Genomic DNA, 16,828 nt, shown 5'->3' with positions numbered 1-16,828 from the left:
GTATCGACGATTACGTCGAATGCCGGAATCGGCCACGCGCCGTTCAAATTGGGTGACCACTTAGAGAAGGAGAATGAAGTATGAATTTCATCTCGATGAAATCACTGGAATCATTCTGCTTCAATGCTCTGAAACAAACGGGGATCTCCGACGCTAATGCCGTCATCACTGCCACCGCACTTACGACCGCAGATGCAATGGGAGTCTTCACTCATGGGAGCAAGCTACTCGCAGGCTACATGAGGAAACTTCAAGGGGGCGGATATCGCCCGCAGGCAGAACCCTTCATTGAGCGACAAGGTCCGGCTTGGGCCGTTGTGAATGGAGATTCCGGTCTCGGACAAGTGGGTGGCGTTTACTCAATGAATCTTGCGATTGAGAAAGCGAAACAAACGGGAATCGCCTATGTGGGGTTGAAGAACACGGGGCATATTGGCGCCGCAGGGTACTTCACAACACTGGCCACACAGGCTGGGCTCATCGGAATGGTCACAGGAAACGACATCCCCAGTGTTGCAGCCCCGGGCTCCACCAAGGCGGTCCTCGGAAGCAATCCACTCGCCTACGGAATCCCGAGAGAAGGAGGACAAAGCATCCTTCTCGATATCGCGACCGCTGCTGTCGCCGGAGGAAAAGTCTATAGTGCCTGTCAACGTGGCGAACCGATCCCTTCAACCTGGCTCATTGGAGAAGATGGACTCCCAACAACCGATGGAAGCCTCTACCCCGACCGTGCAGCACTCGCCCCGATGGCTGGACACAAGGGCTACGGCATTGGGCTCTGGTGTGAGATTCTCTCAGCTGTCATTCCCGGTGGAAAGATGACTTGGGAGGTGGGAAGCTGGATGTTCGACTCAGCTGACGTTCCGTCCGGCAACAACGCATCTTTCATTGCAATTGACGCCGCTGCAATGTCACCACCCGGTCAATTTGCATCTCGGCTCCATCGCCTCATCGAAGAATTGAACGCTGCCCCCACCGCCGTCGGCGTTGATCGAGTTCTTCTTCCCGGAGAACGGGAATGGAACAATTACTTCCGCGCAAAAACACAAGGAATAGACCTTCCCCGCGATGTTCGCGAGAAATTAAGCCAAGTCGCGAGCGACTTCAGCCTTTCAATGAAAGAACTGGAAATTTCGAATGAAATCTGACCCAATACAAATAAATTCCCCTTGATCTCTGGCGAGGATCGTCTGGCTGAATAAGATGCCTTCTCGATTACGAAGGCAGGCCAATCAACTGAAGTGCGTAGAACGATTTCAGCTGCACGAAGTCTTCAATCGACAGCAAAAAAACAAACAACTCCGTTCAGAAAAGTAGACCAATGAAGATTGTGCGATATCGCGACACTGCTGGAAACATCTCCTGGGGAAATCAGCGAAGTTCTGATTCGATCACTCGAATCGACGGGGACATCTTCGGACAGCATCACGATAGCGGTGAAGCAGCAAATGTCGCCCAACTTCTTGCTCCAATTGAACCCCGCGATGTCATGTGTATCGGTTTGAATTACCGCAAGCATGCCGAAGAAGGGGGACAGGCGATTCCTGAGCAACCGGTCCTGTTCTTCAAGAACTCAGGAACCTTGCAACATCCCGGCGAACCGATTGTTCTCCCCCGCAAACTTCGCAGCGACGCTGTCGACTTCGAATGTGAACTCGCTGTTATCATCGGCCGGGAATGCCACAACGCAACCCGAGAAAACGCTCTCTCGTACGTTCTGGGCTACACATGTGCCAATGACGTGAGTGCTCGAGACTGGCAGATGAAGTGGGGAGGAGGACAGTGGTGTCGCGGTAAAACATTCGCAACATTCCTGCCGCTCGGCCCCGCTCTCGTGACAGCGGACGAGATTCCGAACCCCAACGCCCTTTCCATCCGCACAGTTCTGAACGGGAACGTGATGCAGGACTGGAATACCAACGACATGATTTTCGACGTGCCGACGCTGATCGAGTTTCTGAGCGGAAGCACGATCCTGCGACCAGGGACAGTCATTCTCACCGGAACTCCTCATGGAATTGGCGGGGCTCGCAAGCCTCCAATTTTCCTGAAACACGGGGACTCCGTAACAATCGAAATTGAAAAGATCGGTGCGTTGACCAACCCCGTGATCGAAGAAGTTGTCGCGGGGAACGCATGAAGGTCCTTGGAATTGATGTCGGATCGTCGAGCATCAAAGGCGCGGTGCTAGATCTCGATCAGCGAAGCGTTCAGTGCTTGGAGCGGGAACCCTTTCCTGCTCCACTGAACGGTTTGCCGTCGGGCTATTTTGAAGTCGATCCACATGCAATTCTGTCCGCTGCGATGAAAGTCATTGATCGGCTCCTCCTCTCTGCCCCGGATTGTTCGGGCCTCTTTTTTTCCGGGCAGAAGGGAGGCACGATTCTCGTTGATGACGCGGGAAATCCCCTGACCAACTATTTGTCATGGCGAGATCAACGCAGCCTGGACTCACCCGTTTCGTCCGAATCTACACTGCAATCAATCCGTTCCAAATGGTGCCCTAAACTTTATGCAGAAATCGGGAACGAACTGCATCCAGGATCAACCACCACCCTACTCGTCTGTCTAAAGCAGCAAGGAAAACTCCCTTCCAATGGGATTCCAGCGAGCGTCGCAGATTTCGTCATCTCGAGCCTGTGCAAAACCCCTCCGCAGATGGACGTCACGCACACGATCGGGATGCTCAATCTTTCTCGCGGTGAAATTCATCATGAAGCGATGCAGGCGATTGGATTAACATCAATCAATTGGCCGGCCATCTCCGACATCCGAACGCCGGTTGGAACTGCGACTTTAAAGGGAAGAAAAATCCCTTGCTTTGCATCATTTGGAGATCAACAGTGCGCTTTGAAAGGAGCGGGCCTGCAGTTGGGGGAGTTGTCTCTCAATATCTCGACCGGATCGCAGGTGAGTCTCCTTTCACATCAATTCGAACTCGGAACATCTCAGTGCAGCCGTTATTTCGACGGACTGTTTTTGAACACGTTCACACATCTTCCAGCGGGACGATCACTGAACGTCCTTGTCGACTTACTGTTGGAGATCCCCAAAGCCCAAGGGCTCTCTGTCAGCAATCCCTGGGAATACATTGCCCGTGAAGTTGCCTCCGCGACGGGGGGCGGTCTTCAAACCAAACTCAGCTTCTTTGCGGGCCCATTAGGAAACAGCGGTCACATCGATGGAATTACCACAGAGAATCTGACGGTTGGAAACCTCTTCCACGCTTGTCTTGAATCGATGGCTGACAACTTACTGGCTGCTTCTAAGCAACTGGGCTACCAGAGCCAATGGAAGCGTCTGGCGATCTCTGGCGGAATGACCCGGTCGGTCCCATTACTCAGAGAGATGATTCAGAGCCGCTTTGGTTGCGAGATTCGTGAGTCCATTGAAACAGAAGAAACGTTGGCAGGACTTTTAGAAATTGCCCGGGGTGTGATGCGTTAATGCTATGAACGCATTAATGAATGCCGGATTGAACTTCAATTGTCGAGGACGCAGTATGCAGAGATTTTCCGTCACTACGGCTACGCGACTGATACTTCAAGTCGGGATCACTATCCCCGCATTCTGTCTCATGCTCCACGCAGAAGACAAACTGCCAACAGAAAATGCGGAATCTCCTCGATTCGTCGATCACTCGCTATTGATCGCTCCAGAGTTCCCGTGCACTTGGCCGACTGAGCCATTCCCCCGATTTCAGCTGACTCATGAGCGAGTCATCGGACCGACATCCGCTTACAACGTCGATGTGCTGATGATCGATGGGAATACCGGAACCCAACTGGATGTGCCCCCTCACTCTGCTGCCCGTCCAGAATTGAAACGCGAGAAGTCGGGCCCATTCGGCCTCGCCTACACCGACGTCATTGAACCGTGGCAGTTTGGAGGAGAAGCGTGCGTTGTTGATGTTCGTGACCTTTTAGACAAAGCCCCCAATGGAGTCAGTCCGTTGGTCACTTCCGACTTTGTAAAGGCGTTCGAAAAGAAACATCGACCCGTCAAATTCGGTGATGTCGTCTTGTTCCGGAGCGATTTCTCGGACAAGTACTATCGACCGCTTCCAGAAGGGGGTCGATTCCTTCCGGACATCCTCGATCGCAAGGCTCCCGGTTATCCGGACCCAGACCCTGACTGCATGGAGTACCTGGGACAAAAGGGAGTGCTGACGCTTGGAACGGACAGTGCGAGCATGGGCCCCTTGCCGGATCTGGCAGAGCCAACTCATTACGCTGGATTGAAGTATGGAATGATCTGGACCGAGGGCGCAACTGCTCTGGGAGACATCCCGGAAACCGGAGCGTTCTACTGCATTCTGGCTCCCAAACATCGAGGGGGGCCGTACAGCGAAAGTCGTGCATTCTCGATTGTTGGTGGAGACGTTCCTCAACGTTTAATAGAAGCGGTCAAACACAAACGGGCCATTGACCTCTCACCGACGTTGGAATTTGGCGCTCCCCTCACAAATCCGGGAGTCGCCACCGGAGAACATCGTCAGGTCTACCTGAAGATCGATTTCCTCTACAACGACTATCTGGATATGTGGCATCATACCCACCTCATGGACTCGATGACTGGAACCAATCTTGTCCCCCCTTCCTACGCTCTCCCGCCAGAGTCCGAGACTCCTGCATATTCGCCGGTCGTCCGTGGATGGCTTGAAGACTACGAAAAGAAGTACGGGCCTCGCGGACACAGTTCCATGACTGCAGAGAAAGTTCCACTCAGTTGGACTTGCGGGCCCACTCGAGTCATTGATGTCAGCCATCTGGTAGGGAGCACCGAGCCCGGAACATGGCCGAAGTCTCCTGAAATCACCATCACTGAAATTGAACGCTATGAAGACCGTTATGGTAAACTCAATCCGGGTGACATCGTTCTTTTCAAGACAGGTTTCCTTGCCGACCACTTCAGCGAAGGCGCGAAGGGACTCTGGACTGATCCACTGCGAGGGGACAAAGAAGGTTGGCCTTCTCCCGGTCCGGATGTGGTCCATTTCCTAAAGAAAAGAGGCATCCGATGTCTCGCCAGCGACGCCCCGGACCTTGGAGGAGTTGAACCTCGTCGTGCCCTCATGACTTACTGGGCACTCGGGACTCAAGAAATGGTCGGAGTTCAATTCCTGCAGAACTTCGAGAATATTCCCAAAGATGCTTACTTCCTGTTTGCAGCCCTGAAGATCCGTGACTGCCACGGAACTCCCGGGAGAGCGATCGTGCTTTACTAAGTTGGAACTCGCAGGGTGCAACGCGGGGGATTCCTCGCTACTCGAGTAACAACTGAAACTTGACGTCTCCTTGAGACGACGCAGTACCAGCCTTTCAGCGACACAGTCCGGACGTTTTGAACGTCTCTCTGCGGACGCCGGGTGGTACTGCGCTACCGACGCTTGGAAAGGCGTAACATGGCCAACGTCATACCCCCGTGGAACACTGCTGATCTCCCGGAACCAACTCCACTCAAATGGCGAAATTGGACCAGTTTCATTGGCCCTGGAATCGTCATGATGGGAATTCAGATTGGTGGCGGTGAGTGGCTCTTCGGCCCGGAGATCACAGCCAGATACGGTGGTGGTCTCATGTGGGTTGCCACCGTCGCCATCATTCTGCAAATTTTCTACAATATGGAATGCGGGCGGTACGCTCTCTATTGCGGCGAACCGGTGTTCACGGGGTTCATGAGAAAGTTTCCCGGACCGGGATTTTGGATGACGGCCATGGTCTTCCTGAATCTCAATGTTCTGATCCCGGGGCTTTCAACCCACGCCGCAGCCATCATTGCTTCTCTCTATCTCGACCGTCCTCCAACGGTAGAAGATCAGGGGCTTGTCACAGCCCTATCCTACGCCTGTCTCATTGCTGTAGTGATTCCCGTCCTCGTTGGAGGGAAGATCTACAACATGCTGCAAGCGATCATGACGGTCAAGGTCCTGTTCATTCTCGGTTTTTGCCTGTTCATTGGTGTCTTCTTCACCCCGTTCCAGGATTGGGTCAGTATTTTCAGTGGGTTTGTGAAGTTCGGACACGTTCCGGTTTCGACACCGGAAGGAAAAGATACTCTGGTCAATGCCTTCACTTACTACCAGCAGAATGGCGCATGGCCTGCGATTGACCTTGCAAACATCGCGGTTCTGGCAGCCTTCGCTGGCTACGCTGGGGGAGGTGGGCTTGCGAACTCAACTTACAGCAACTTCGTCAGAGACAAAGGCTGGGGGATGGGGAAACTCGTCGGAGCGATTGCAAGCGCAGTTGGAGGAAAGAATGTCACGCTCAGCCACACCGGGACAGTCTTCCCACTTACCGAAGAGAATCTGCGACGCTGGAAGGGCTGGTGGAAGTACATCCTCACCGATCAGGTCTTCATCTGGGGACCGGGTTGCTTCATGGGAATGGCACTCCCGGCCCTGATGTCGATTTACTTCGCGAATTTCTCGACACTCAAGGACAGCGGACTCGATTGGGCACAGGCGATCATCACTGCAGATGGAATGCGATTGGCCCCGATTTCGCCGTTCATGGCAAAGTGCCTGTGGATCGCTGCACTCTGGGCCGGCCTGGCAGTGATGCTCCCGAGTCAGTTGTCTATCGTCGACGATTTCAGCCGGCGGTGGACAGATGCCATCTGGACTGGAAATAAACGGGTTCGGGAAACCTTCCAACCGAATCAGGTCAAGTGGATCTACTATTCAATCCTCGGTTGCTACGTGGTCTGGTCGCTGATCTGCGCCTACCTGTTCAGCGTGTACGGAACCCCGAAGCTGATGACGATCGTGATTGCGAATCTGAACAACATCGCATTAGGCGTCACCGCACTTCAGCTGATCTGGATCAACAACACACTTCTCCCCAAGCCAATCCGTCCTCGATGGTTTCAGAACCTTGGAGTGCTCGGGTGTTCCGTTTTCTATTTGGGGCTGAGTCTATTGGTCTTCTATTCCAAGCAGTATCCGGCGATCATCAATTACTTCACGTCAGGTGCCAACTGAGCTGAACGCAAACAGGCGAGGATCCCGCACAGCCAAGTTTGTGATTCACGCCACAACACGGCTTCGCTGGAACCTCGCCTGCTGACACGACTCCTGAGTTCAGTGTTCAGTCAATGACTACTCAATGAAGCTGGCGGCGCGACATCCACAGAGACTGGGGCTAGTTGCGAGGACGCCCCCCCGGTCCGCGTGGTCCAAACAATGAACCGCTTTCACGATCCGATTTGCCAACTCCGTGGGAACCGTCATCGTGTCCGTGTTCATCTTCATTCGGAGTCAGACCGAGAATCAGATCGAAATTAACAGCGAGTTCACCAATCTTTGAATCCGGAACGGGCTGAAAATCTCCCAACACATTTTCCAAAGCCTTAGGATCTTTGATGGCTTTCAGGATTCCGTCGCGATCATTTCCGGGATCGCCTTTGACGAATAGCTGCGTCGTCAACACGCGCTGCCCTCGACGACTCACACCAAAGTGGATATGCGGGGTGCGGCCGGGGTACGGAACAGGTTTGATCGTCCTGAATCGATAGTTGCCATCCTTATCCGTCTGGAACTGTCCATACCCTTGAAAATTCTTGTCGCGACTCTCGTCGTTGTCGGTGCCTGCGTGCAAATAGGCTCCGTTGTTGTCGCATTGCCAGATTTCAACAATTGCGTTCCGTACTGGTTCCCCACTGGCACTCAGAACACGTCCAGTAAGGTGCGTGACGGTTCCCAATCCGGGATCCATCGACTCCCCAACGATGAGCAGATCGTTATCGCGATCCAATGGGAGTTTGTCCGGATAGAACGGCCCTTCGGTCATCCTTGGTGTCTCTGTGAGAAGTTCAGCGAACAAGGAAGGAGTCAGCCACAAGGAACCAGCTGCAACACCGGTTTGAAGAAAATGCCTGCGTTTCAAGATTCAACTCCAATCAACCAAGTTTGAGTTCTCGCCTGCCCCCACTATAACCAATAAACACCAACCAGCGTGAAAAGTATTGGCGAAACCGATTGCGGATTTGATCGGTTCATCTCTCCCAGAGTCGAGGCGGGCACCGATTCCGGCATATTTTGCCGTTCAGACGCCAAACTTCCCGATTCCATTTTAGACATGAATATCGGTTCTCATTCGAATTTCAACACGCTCCTGCCGCAATATCACCGCAAACTCAGCTGAAGATTGCTCTTGAATGAAGTAACCAATTGGAATTCACCTTGCTGATTCGTTGGTATCAAACTTACATTCCAGCCCCCCTCGGCCGAGCCTTCAATGAACTCGGCCCTTCACCCGAACTTCGAAGCCCACCGGCGACGAATCGTCTACCTGTCTTTCCAATCCCGAACATTCCAGCCGCAGTAGCTTCCCGGAGGCTCCAGTGCTCTCACGCCCACTCGTCTCGACAGTTGCCCTGTTCATCTGCATTGTCGGATTCAACTCAGCGTCTGCGCAGAACATGCGCGTCTACACTTCCGTTTCTGAAGTCAGCAAGCCAGCCTCTCCTCGCGTGATTTCTCGAAGCCTGACGCTCTTTCATGCAGGCAAAGTCTATGACTACATGGAGGATTCGGGAGAAGTCGTCATCTTCGAACCGGTCCACCACCGTTTCGTCATTATCTCGAAGAGTTCCACTGCGACAGAGGTTCCGTTCTCCGAGATCAATCATCACCTCGAGTCCGCCAAACTGGAATCACTTTCCTATCTCGACCGACTCAAGCCACTTGAGAACCCAAAAGATGCGCGACTTCAGGCTCTCGTCCGCTTCCAACTCTCTCCGGAGTTCAACGAGACAAAAGACACCGACAAAAACTTGATCGAAATGAAGTCAGAGCACCTGAACTACCAAGTGAAAACCGCCAAGATCGACACCCCGCAACTCGCCCGCCAATACCTCGATTACACCGATTGGGCGGCTCGCCTGAACTTCGTGATGCGTCCAAATTCCACCTATCCGGAAGCTCGCCTCAAACTCAATGAAACATTGCGCCGAGATGACCTCTTGCCGACTCAGGTCGACTTGGAATTAATGATGGCAGAGCCGGTGAAACTGCGTGCTGATCACCAGTTCTCGTGGGAATTCCTTTCGGCTGACCGCACACAGATCAACAAATGGGAACAACTCATCAAATCCAACGATATCCGCTGGATGCCGCTCAAGCAGTACATCGAGCAATCAGTTGCACACAAATCCCGCTAACTCTTCGGCTGTAACAAGTTGCAACCTTTTCAACTCGAACTTCGAAAACGGCCGGCGACCTTGCGAACTGCGTAAAATGTCACAAGGATGTATTCTTGGGCCAACCCTGTACTTGCGGGCCACCTCAAGTACGATTAAGTGAAGATCGATCCGACATCTTTCTTCGCGAACTTACCGGTTCCTTCTTCCACACTCGAAGTACGAGCCCTACCTCAAACGAAGGTCAATGACATGAATCTGAAAACGAATCGTCGCGATTTCATGGCGACAACAGCCTCAATCGGTGCTGCTGTCTGGGTTGGCAATAACATTGCTCGCGCAGAGGAAAAATCTCCCAACGCGAAGATTCGTTACGCGTGCATTGGTGTCGGAGGAAAAGGGGCCAGCGATTCAGCAGACGCTGCCAGCTTGGGCGATATCGTCGCGATCTGTGACGTCGATGAACGCACCCTTGCCAAGACATCTGCTCGTCCTGGTTTCGAAAATGCGGAAACCTTCTACGACTTCCGCGAAATGTTCGACAAGCTCGGCGATAAGATCGACGCTGTCACCATCTCGACTCCAGACCACATGCACGCACCTGCGACTGCCCTCGCAATGAAGCTGGGCAAAGCCTGCTACACGCAGAAGCCTTTGACACACACCGTCTGGGAAGCACGCCGTCTTGGAGAAATCGCCAAGGAAACTGGCGTTGCAACACAGATGGGAAATCAGGGAACTGCCCTTGATGGTCATCGAAGCGGTGCTGCCCTGCTGCAGAGCGGTCACATCGGCCGTATCAAAGAAGTTCACGTTTACACCAATCGTCCAATTTGGGCACAGGGTGGTCCACGTCCAGAACCAGCTGAAATCCCAGGCTTCCTCCACTGGAACGAGTGGCTCGGTGCTGCTCCAGAGCGTCCCTACGCAGAAGGCTATCACGCCTTCGCATGGCGCGGGTACTGGGACTTCGGTACCGGTGCACTCGGCGACATGGCTTGTCACGTGTTCAACCTTCCATTCGCTGGACTCAATCTCCGTGATCCAAAGAGCATTCAGGCTGAATGCTCTGGTCACAACCGCGACAGCTACCCACAGAAGTCGAAGATCGAGTTCGAGTTCGCTCACCCAGCCGGTGAAGGCACGCTTCCAGTTTGGTGGTATGACGGTGGAAACCTTCCAGACGAAGCACTGCTGAACGGGCAGAAGTTCCGCTCCAACGGAGGAATGATCATCGTCGGCGAAGACCTGACATTCTATTCAGCCGGCGACTACGGCGAACCATGGTTGCTGATCGACAAGGACGGCAAAGAGGTTCCAGCACCTGAACTCGAATTCGAGCGTTCACCTGGTCACTTCCTTGAGTTCCATCAGGCGATCACTGGCGAGCGCAAGAAGGCTGTTTCGAACTTCGAAGACTACGCTGGTCCACTCACAGAAACCATTCTTCTCGGAAACCTCGCTGTCTACGATGCAGCTGAAGGCAAAGGCCGCAAGATTCTCTGGGATTCAGAAAAGATGGAAGCGACCAACGCTCCAGAAGTTCAGCACCTGGTCAACAAGCCATACCGCGAGAACTACGGCGAATACCTCAAATAATCGTTACGTAGCATTTTGAACGAATCGCAATCCCCGGGGTCACCTATCCCGGGGATTGCGATGTTTTTATAGGCTCTCGATCGACATCACTAATCGACACCATACGAACGACGCCTCCACCAAGCCCTCTTGACCGGGGGCAAGAGGCCGCATGTTCAAATCTTGTCATCCCGACTTAAGAAAGAAGGCTCGTTGCAGTAACTCGCAACGAGCCTTCTTTGTTTGATCACAGCAACTTACGACGAGCTTCGCGAATTGTCGGCCCAGCCTACGCTCTGGGGAGCTCAAAAGACGGCTAGATGCCATTTCTTCATTCGACGCAGTGGTGCCGGGTGTTGCACGGACGGTCTCCCAAATCAGCTCTGAGTGGGGCCTGAGAGTGACCTCAGAGTGAAATGGACGCACGTGAGCGACATTAATCTGCCACAACGTTCGCGTTGACCGCCTTTCGGATATTTCGAATATTGCTTTTGCTGCGAATGTCCGATATGCTTCTATTGGAGGAGAAAAACACATGGCGACACTACTTGGCGATTTTCCGGAAACCTTTACTCCGACTCCGGATGAGGCGATTCTTGCGCAGGAGAGCAGTCGACGGCTTGCCCGTTTCGTCTCGGCCAAGCGCAAGAAGCCGCTCCAACTGCGTTTTCAACCCGAGGACGCGCCGGAAGAGACTGTCCTAATTCCGGAATCGGCCTTCCGCCTTCTTAACGACATACTCACGCAGATGGCGAAAGGGAATGCCGTCACGCTGATTCCGGTTCATGCTGAGCTGACCACTCAGCAGGCTGCCGATATTTTGAACGTGTCACGCCCGTTCCTTGTCGAGCAGCTGGAGAAAGAACTTATTCCATATCGCAAGGTCGGAACTCATCGCCGCATCCTGTTCAAGGATTTGATGGAGTACAAGGAGACAATGGACCGCAACCGGCTGACGTCGCTGGACGAACTGGCGGCCCAGGCTCAGGAGCTAGGAATGGGCTATTGAAGTGAGCAATTTCACCGTTCTGTATGATGCGTGCGTTCTTTATCCGGCTCCGCTCCGCGACTTGCTAATGCGTGTCGCAATGACGGACCTTTACCGCGCCAAATGGACGGATGCCATTCACGATGAATGGACGAGAAACGTTCTTAAGAATCGTCCGGACTTGAGCCCAGAACAACTAAAACGTACCCGCGATTTGATGAACTCGAATGTCCGGGATTGCGTTGTGACCGGCTACGAAAACCTCATTGATGGACTGACGCTTCCGGATCCGGACGACCGACACGTTTTGGCTGCAGCGATCCTCGCTGGTGCCGATCTCATCGTGACTTTCAATCTCAAGGATTTTCCTGAAAAGGACTTGAAGCCCTGTGGCATCGAAGCACTACATCCCGACGACTTCCTGAATTTCCAGCTCGACTTAGCACCGAATATCGTCTGTGCTGCCGCCAAGCGGCACAGGGCAAGCCTAAAGAACCCTCCCAAGGATGTTGATGAATATCTCGCTACCCTTGAAGCTCAGGGGCTGGCTCAAACAGTGTCGAGTCTTCGGAGATTCGCCGAATTGATTTGACACAAAGTCAATCCGCTTGCTTTGTTCAATCGCCGATCATCTTTCGTATAGGGCTGTCCCAACCGGCCAGCCCAGCCATAAAAAGTTCAATCGGTGTCTTGTCACTCCGACTATTCTCAGAAACAAGCCCTTCGGCGAGCATGTCGAAGGGCTTTCACATTGTGGGCGCGGGTGTTGTGCGTATAGCTCGGTCAATTCGCACGCACCCCCGTTAGGCCCTGTAGGAATTGACACGCGAAAGCCGACTGATATTCTCAACGCGTTCAATTCAGAGAATCAGATTTTAGGCAACGTGAGGCAGCGATGAGCTACTACACATGTGTGAAATTCGAGTTCTCCGATGAGCCACCGGCTGTCAACGACGTCGGTAAGGTTGCCCGGTCATGGCTGGCTGCGCAAAACCGATACGCCGTGGATGACGTCCTCGAAGATTTCCTACGCGGTTGGACCGAGGGTCAGACTGACTTCAATGGCCTGGCGTCTCAGGATGTCGAAGAACTGATGACCCACGTTTCAGCCGAGTACCCCGACATCCGGTTTTATGTCCGTGGCATGGGCGAAGAATTCAGCGATGTCTGGCTTCGGCAATTCGAAGGCGGTAAGGTTTACTACACACTGGGGCCGTTTGAAGAAGACGAGTGAGCCACCACTCCGCGCCACGACTAACCAGCCGCTCAACCTGACCCGGTGCTGCCCGGCAGGTTTTGCGTTAGAACCCGTATCGAGCGGCATTGCAGTACCGGGCAGGTTAGCTTTTCGTATCGCTGCGTCAGACCGAATCCAAGCACCTCACAATAAAACTAATTGGAGCGTTCCAGATCAGCGACATTCAGGTGCACATGACCGATACGAATGCGGGTCAATCGAACCGAGCTCACCGGTGGCAGCCATCGTCGCTCCTCCCATGATCTCGATCGAATCGAACTGAGAACGATCATTTAGGTTAATTTTTGCTCTGTTGAAAGGCCTGTGAGTTATTGTGTTTCACCTAACGCCTCAGGGCGTAGGCCAGGACTCGGATCGCTGCTTCCACAAACAAGCTTCGCTCACTCCGGGCTGAGAGGGCGTTTCCGGTGGTGCGTTTGAGCCCACTCAGGTACGATTCCACCAGCCAGCGTCTGCCGTAGCCTTTCTCCTTGAGTGTTTCTGCAGTCATTTCGGAGCGATACATTCCATTGAGCCCACCATCCGTTCGGTGCACAGCAGGGTTGATCACGCTGTCCACCTGCCAATCCTCCCGGCAGAACCGATGGACCCATTCGGCATCGTAGCCTGCATCGGCAAAGAGAGTTTTCGGCTGCGAACTCGTCGCCGCCTTGGCCAGCACTTCAGCTGCTTCAGCCTTGTCATTGCAGGGCCCCCAACTCACCGCCAGTCCGCTGGGAATCAGTGATCCGGCCAGTACACACACGGACAATTTGACGTACTTTGTCCGCTGTTTTCCGCTGCAAGACTGGAAGTGAGCACTCGCTGAGCTCGTCTCCATGCCTGTGGAATCGATGGCGGCTTCTTCTGCATCCAGTGCAAACTTCTGGACCAGTTCATGCAGCATCGCGTCGACGATCTCCAGCACGCTGGAGCGGTCAGCGAACTTCTTCAGCGTCGAATAATGCGGCAAGGACTTTAGCCCCAGACGGTCACGCAGGTCACTGGAGACTTCCAGAACCTCGATCACACCCCGGTAGGTTGCCTTCAGGTACGCCCGCAGAATCAGGCAGGTGAGAAGCTGCTCCTGAGTAAACTTCTGGGGACTGAAGCGGTGCGAATAGGGAGCGACGTACTTGCGGGCGATCCGCATTGAGAGTGAAGTGACTTCCAGCAGGATATTTGTAGGTGATGACTCGCTCATGCAACCTCTTTTAGCGCGACACAATCGAACATTCAAGAGACGTTTTCAACAAGGCAGTTAATTTTCAAAAGTCACTGCGACTGTATTGGCCTCCCATAATCATACACACGCAGCGTCACTTCGTGCTGCTCTCATCATTCAATGAAACATACTCCGATTCGCCAGAAGGCCAACGCATCGTGAAGTTCATTGAGAACGCAAGACGATGAAAATCACCGCGATGAGGAGTGACTGAATGCCAGACGTAAGCTGGGAAAATCAGCATGAAACCGGGCCGCGGTGTCACTTTCACGTGATCGCGATTACAGACCGTAGTGAGATTGGCATTAAAACGAGGATCGTGCAAAACCAGTAAGCCGTCACCCGCATCGAAATAATCATCGCTCCCTGACAGATCGATCGGATCACGACTCGCCTCCGCTGTTCGTGCGTAGTAGATCCCAATCAAATCCGCGAGATGATTATGAACAATCGTCGCGTCTCCACGTTGCATTCGATTGCTAAAGAGTACGACGTCAATCCCTTCTGGGAGCGTCATCCCTTCTGCCTGCAGCCATCGTTTCGCTCCCGATATGAACATCGATCGAAGCTGAGCAATCGCGGGAACTGTCTCCGCCAGACGCACCAGATTCTGAGCTTCAGGGAGCAGATTAAATCTGTCATCGAGATCCGGCCGCTCATCAAACAATTTGCAGAGGTCCGCATTCAACGACTCAGTTTCCGGAAACTGGATTGTCACCACCCGCGTCGGGAAAAATGTATACTCCGACACTTGCATGAATCGACCTCTTGGCATGTCATCCGGGCCCGCCTCCTCGACATGGAACACTCACTGTCGCACAGGACCAACAAAACACAGGTTCGTAACTGAATTCAGTAAAAGCTGCAAGCTGACGAACCATTCTCGATTGCCGCCTGAGAATCCAAACTCTGCGTCAGCGACGACACGCAACGAAAAGTCAGTTTGCATTCCGGAACAAAGTTGAAACAATCAAACGGATCGCCACAAACACAGGGGCATTGTATCTCCGCATCAGAGTGAGGTGCTGTTCGATAGCTCGCAATCATCAGATTCCGATCTCCACCAAAGGATTCAGGCTGTGTTGAACAAAACACCGACGATCGATCCCGCTGAGGACAACGCTTACTTTCCATCGCCGTACTCACTCTCGTTGTACACGGCGGCTAAAACGGATTTCGATGGACTTAGTTTTCAGCAACCGTATCAGGGCGAGAAATGGAAGGTCCTCATGATCGCCGCTGATGAGCGATATCTGCTGATGGGGAACGGAACATTCTTCTCCACCGGAAATCATCCAGTTGAGACGCTTCTGCCAATGCACCACATCGATCAAGCGGGATTCGAGGTCGAAGTCGCCACGCTCTCTGGCAATCCTGTGAAGCTCGAAATGTGGGCAATGCCCAACGAGGACGAAGCTGTTCGATGCACCTATGAGAAGTACCTCCCCAAGTTTCGCCAGCCATTGAAACTTGGCAACATTCTCGAGAATCTCCTCAGTCGGGATTCCCCTTATCTCGCGGTCTTCATTCCAGGGGGACACGGGTCGCTGTGCGGGATTCCTCAGAGTTCCGAAGTGAAGCAAGTGCTGCACTGGGCGATAAGCAACGACAAGCTCGTGATTACGCTCTGCCATGGTCCCTGCTGCTTGCTGGCTGCCGGCGTCGGCGAAGTGCCCGAGGAATTCATCTTCAAAGGCTACAAAATCTGCGTCTTTCCGGATTCTCTTGATCGCGGAGTAAATCTCGAGATTGGTTATATGCCTGGTCCCATGCCCTGGTTTGTTGGCGAGCAACTTCAGCGACTCGGTGTCGAAATTCTGAACTCTAATATCACGGGAATGTGCCATCTGGACCGCAAGCTATTGACTGGTGACAGTCCATTGGCTTCGAACAGGCTTGGAAAAATGGCTGCCGAACAATTATTGAAATACGCTGCAACGTGAGCTTCGCCACAACGAACAATCAATCTCACCTGACTGACATATCTCTCAATCGATCAAAAGCGGGTAGACTCAAATGGACCTTCCGACGTTCCCTGAGTTTCACTGGGACGGGTATAGCTGGGTTACATCCGTGAGACTCCCAGCTTGGGCCGGTTACAGAAATTCATCGCAGTCGAATGGAATTGCTAATTCGAACACCACTTCGAATGGGATTGTAGAGATCGTCTTTGCTCCTGAAGGTCGCGGCAGCAACCCGCTCTCGAAGAATGAAATCGATCTCGTCAAATGGTTGGTCGACAATCAGGCGATTGTTCACAAAGCGATGCTTCAGAAGCTGTACGAAGCATACCCCGCAATTCGAGAACAATTCCTGGATTCATTTGACGAAGATGACGCGAAACGCCTCCTTCCAAAGATTCGGTCTCCCAATCGATTGAAGAGTCTTATGGACGTGCCTTCGATCAATGTGCATCAGATCATGGAGAGCGGAAAGCCATTTCTTGGAGTTGCTTTAGAGTGCACCTGGGACGCCGAACATGGCGTTGGCATCCTCCTCCATGGGGAGACGCCGCTTGAAATCGGGGGAGCGGACACCGCGATTTTGCTCTGGCTGGCCAAGGAGTACGCTCGCAAAATCAGACAGTGAAAAGAGGATCCAAAGCAACGCTTGATCGCGGCACAATGACGTGCAAATTACGGAACGACACGAT

At 53.1% G+C, this 16,828-nt stretch carries 15 protein-coding genes; 12 read left to right on the top strand and 3 right to left on the bottom strand.

The window, feature by feature from the left end; translation table 11 throughout:
• Positions 1 to 80: 80 nt before the first annotated feature.
• From SH668x_RS04305 to SH668x_RS04285, 5 genes are all read left to right on the top strand, one after another.
• Positions 81 to 1,151 (top strand): Ldh family oxidoreductase, encoded by a 1,071-nt coding sequence (locus tag SH668x_RS04305; protein ID WP_437187465.1) that lies wholly within the window; start codon positions 81 to 83, stop codon positions 1,149 to 1,151.
• A gap of 173 nt (positions 1,152 to 1,324) precedes the next feature.
• The gene (locus SH668x_RS04300; protein WP_437187464.1) at positions 1,325 to 2,143 is read left to right on the top strand and encodes a fumarylacetoacetate hydrolase family protein; all 819 of its coding nucleotides are present in this window, start codon (positions 1,325 to 1,327) and stop codon (positions 2,141 to 2,143) included.
• Positions 2,140 to 3,450, top strand: a complete 1,311-nt coding sequence (locus SH668x_RS04295) for a sedoheptulokinase (protein ID WP_437187463.1) — start codon at positions 2,140 to 2,142, stop codon at positions 3,448 to 3,450. Before SH668x_RS04300 ends, SH668x_RS04295 begins: the two co-directional genes overlap by 4 nt.
• A 130-nt stretch (positions 3,451 to 3,580) precedes the next feature.
• Positions 3,581 to 5,230 carry a cyclase family protein gene (locus tag SH668x_RS04290; protein ID WP_437187462.1) on the top strand — a complete coding sequence of 550 codons (1,650 nt, stop codon included), beginning with the start codon at positions 3,581 to 3,583 and terminating at the stop codon, positions 5,228 to 5,230.
• 177 nt (positions 5,231 to 5,407) lie between these two features.
• Positions 5,408 to 6,988 (top strand): Nramp family divalent metal transporter, encoded by a 1,581-nt coding sequence (locus tag SH668x_RS04285; RefSeq protein ID WP_437187461.1) that lies wholly within the window; start codon positions 5,408 to 5,410, stop codon positions 6,986 to 6,988.
• A 160-nt stretch (positions 6,989 to 7,148) separates the two neighbouring features.
• On the opposite strand, the gene SH668x_RS04280 is transcribed toward SH668x_RS04285, so the two are convergent.
• Complete coding sequence (locus SH668x_RS04280; RefSeq protein ID WP_437187460.1) at positions 7,149 to 7,892, bottom strand: intradiol ring-cleavage dioxygenase; 744 nt, start codon at positions 7,890 to 7,892, stop codon at positions 7,149 to 7,151.
• Positions 7,893 to 8,349: 457 nt separating this feature from the next.
• Between SH668x_RS04280 and SH668x_RS04275 the strand changes: the two genes are divergently transcribed.
• From SH668x_RS04275 to SH668x_RS04255, 5 genes are all read left to right on the top strand, one after another.
• Positions 8,350 to 9,168 carry a hypothetical protein gene (locus SH668x_RS04275; protein ID WP_437187459.1) on the top strand — a complete coding sequence of 273 codons (819 nt, stop codon included), beginning with the start codon at positions 8,350 to 8,352 and terminating at the stop codon, positions 9,166 to 9,168.
• A gap of 231 nt (positions 9,169 to 9,399) precedes the next feature.
• Positions 9,400 to 10,746 (top strand): Gfo/Idh/MocA family oxidoreductase, encoded by a 1,347-nt coding sequence (locus tag SH668x_RS04270; RefSeq protein WP_437187458.1) that lies wholly within the window; start codon positions 9,400 to 9,402, stop codon positions 10,744 to 10,746.
• Between the two features lie 514 nt (positions 10,747 to 11,260).
• Positions 11,261 to 11,734 (top strand): helix-turn-helix domain-containing protein, encoded by a 474-nt coding sequence (locus SH668x_RS04265; RefSeq protein ID WP_437187457.1) that lies wholly within the window; start codon positions 11,261 to 11,263, stop codon positions 11,732 to 11,734.
• Between the two features lies 1 nt (position 11,735).
• Positions 11,736 to 12,305, top strand: coding sequence for a PIN domain-containing protein (locus SH668x_RS04260; RefSeq protein ID WP_437187456.1), 570 nt, complete (start codon positions 11,736 to 11,738; stop codon positions 12,303 to 12,305).
• A gap of 303 nt (positions 12,306 to 12,608) precedes the next feature.
• On the top strand, positions 12,609 to 12,947 hold the full coding sequence (locus tag SH668x_RS04255) for a hypothetical protein (RefSeq protein WP_437187455.1): 339 nt from the start codon (positions 12,609 to 12,611) through the stop codon (positions 12,945 to 12,947).
• 346 nt (positions 12,948 to 13,293) lie between these two features.
• On the opposite strand, the gene SH668x_RS04250 is transcribed toward SH668x_RS04255, so the two are convergent.
• Both SH668x_RS04250 and SH668x_RS04245 read right to left on the bottom strand, forming a co-directional pair.
• Positions 13,294 to 14,154, bottom strand: coding sequence for a transposase (locus SH668x_RS04250; RefSeq protein WP_437186800.1), 861 nt, complete (start codon positions 14,152 to 14,154; stop codon positions 13,294 to 13,296).
• A 115-nt stretch (positions 14,155 to 14,269) separates the two neighbouring features.
• Positions 14,270 to 14,932 carry a putative 2OG-Fe(II) oxygenase gene (locus tag SH668x_RS04245; protein ID WP_437187454.1) on the bottom strand — a complete coding sequence of 221 codons (663 nt, stop codon included), beginning with the start codon at positions 14,930 to 14,932 and terminating at the stop codon, positions 14,270 to 14,272.
• Between the two features lie 322 nt (positions 14,933 to 15,254).
• Here SH668x_RS04245 and hchA point away from each other — a divergent pair, with 322 nt between their 5' ends.
• Positions 15,255 to 16,118 (top strand): glyoxalase III HchA, encoded by an 864-nt coding sequence (gene hchA / locus SH668x_RS04240; RefSeq protein WP_437187453.1) that lies wholly within the window; start codon positions 15,255 to 15,257, stop codon positions 16,116 to 16,118.
• Between the two features lie 73 nt (positions 16,119 to 16,191).
• A complete protein-coding gene (locus tag SH668x_RS04235; RefSeq protein WP_437187452.1) occupies positions 16,192 to 16,764 on the top strand; it encodes a DUF6985 domain-containing protein in 573 nt (190 codons plus the stop codon).
• Positions 16,765 to 16,828: the final 64 nt, after the last annotated feature.

Source organism: Planctomicrobium mucosum, from assembly GCF_051466335.1.
Classification (GTDB): Bacteria; Planctomycetota; Planctomycetia; order Planctomycetales; family Planctomycetaceae; genus Planctomicrobium.
This window is presented reverse-complemented; position numbering and strand designations above follow the sequence as displayed.

What these genes read in the sequence shown, in the direction of transcription:
- SH668x_RS04255 (WP_437187455.1), top strand. Translation starts at nt 12,609, where the DNA reads ATGAGCTACTACACATGTGTGAAATTCGAGTTCTCCGATGAGCCACCG.
- SH668x_RS04250 (WP_437186800.1), bottom strand. Translation starts at nt 14,154, where the DNA reads ATGAGCGAGTCATCACCTACAAATATCCTGCTGGAAGTCACTTCACTC.
- SH668x_RS04290 (WP_437187462.1), top strand. Translation starts at nt 3,581, where the DNA reads ATGCTCCACGCAGAAGACAAACTGCCAACAGAAAATGCGGAATCTCCT.
- SH668x_RS04265 (WP_437187457.1), top strand. Translation starts at nt 11,261, where the DNA reads ATGGCGACACTACTTGGCGATTTTCCGGAAACCTTTACTCCGACTCCG.
- SH668x_RS04285 (WP_437187461.1), top strand. Translation starts at nt 5,408, where the DNA reads ATGGCCAACGTCATACCCCCGTGGAACACTGCTGATCTCCCGGAACCA.
- SH668x_RS04270 (WP_437187458.1), top strand. Translation starts at nt 9,400, where the DNA reads ATGAATCTGAAAACGAATCGTCGCGATTTCATGGCGACAACAGCCTCA.
- SH668x_RS04300 (WP_437187464.1), top strand. Translation starts at nt 1,325, where the DNA reads ATGAAGATTGTGCGATATCGCGACACTGCTGGAAACATCTCCTGGGGA.
- SH668x_RS04245 (WP_437187454.1), bottom strand. Translation starts at nt 14,932, where the DNA reads ATGCAAGTGTCGGAGTATACATTTTTCCCGACGCGGGTGGTGACAATC.
- SH668x_RS04235 (WP_437187452.1), top strand. Translation starts at nt 16,192, where the DNA reads ATGGACCTTCCGACGTTCCCTGAGTTTCACTGGGACGGGTATAGCTGG.
- SH668x_RS04295 (WP_437187463.1), top strand. Translation starts at nt 2,140, where the DNA reads ATGAAGGTCCTTGGAATTGATGTCGGATCGTCGAGCATCAAAGGCGCG.
- SH668x_RS04305 (WP_437187465.1), top strand. Translation starts at nt 81, where the DNA reads ATGAATTTCATCTCGATGAAATCACTGGAATCATTCTGCTTCAATGCT.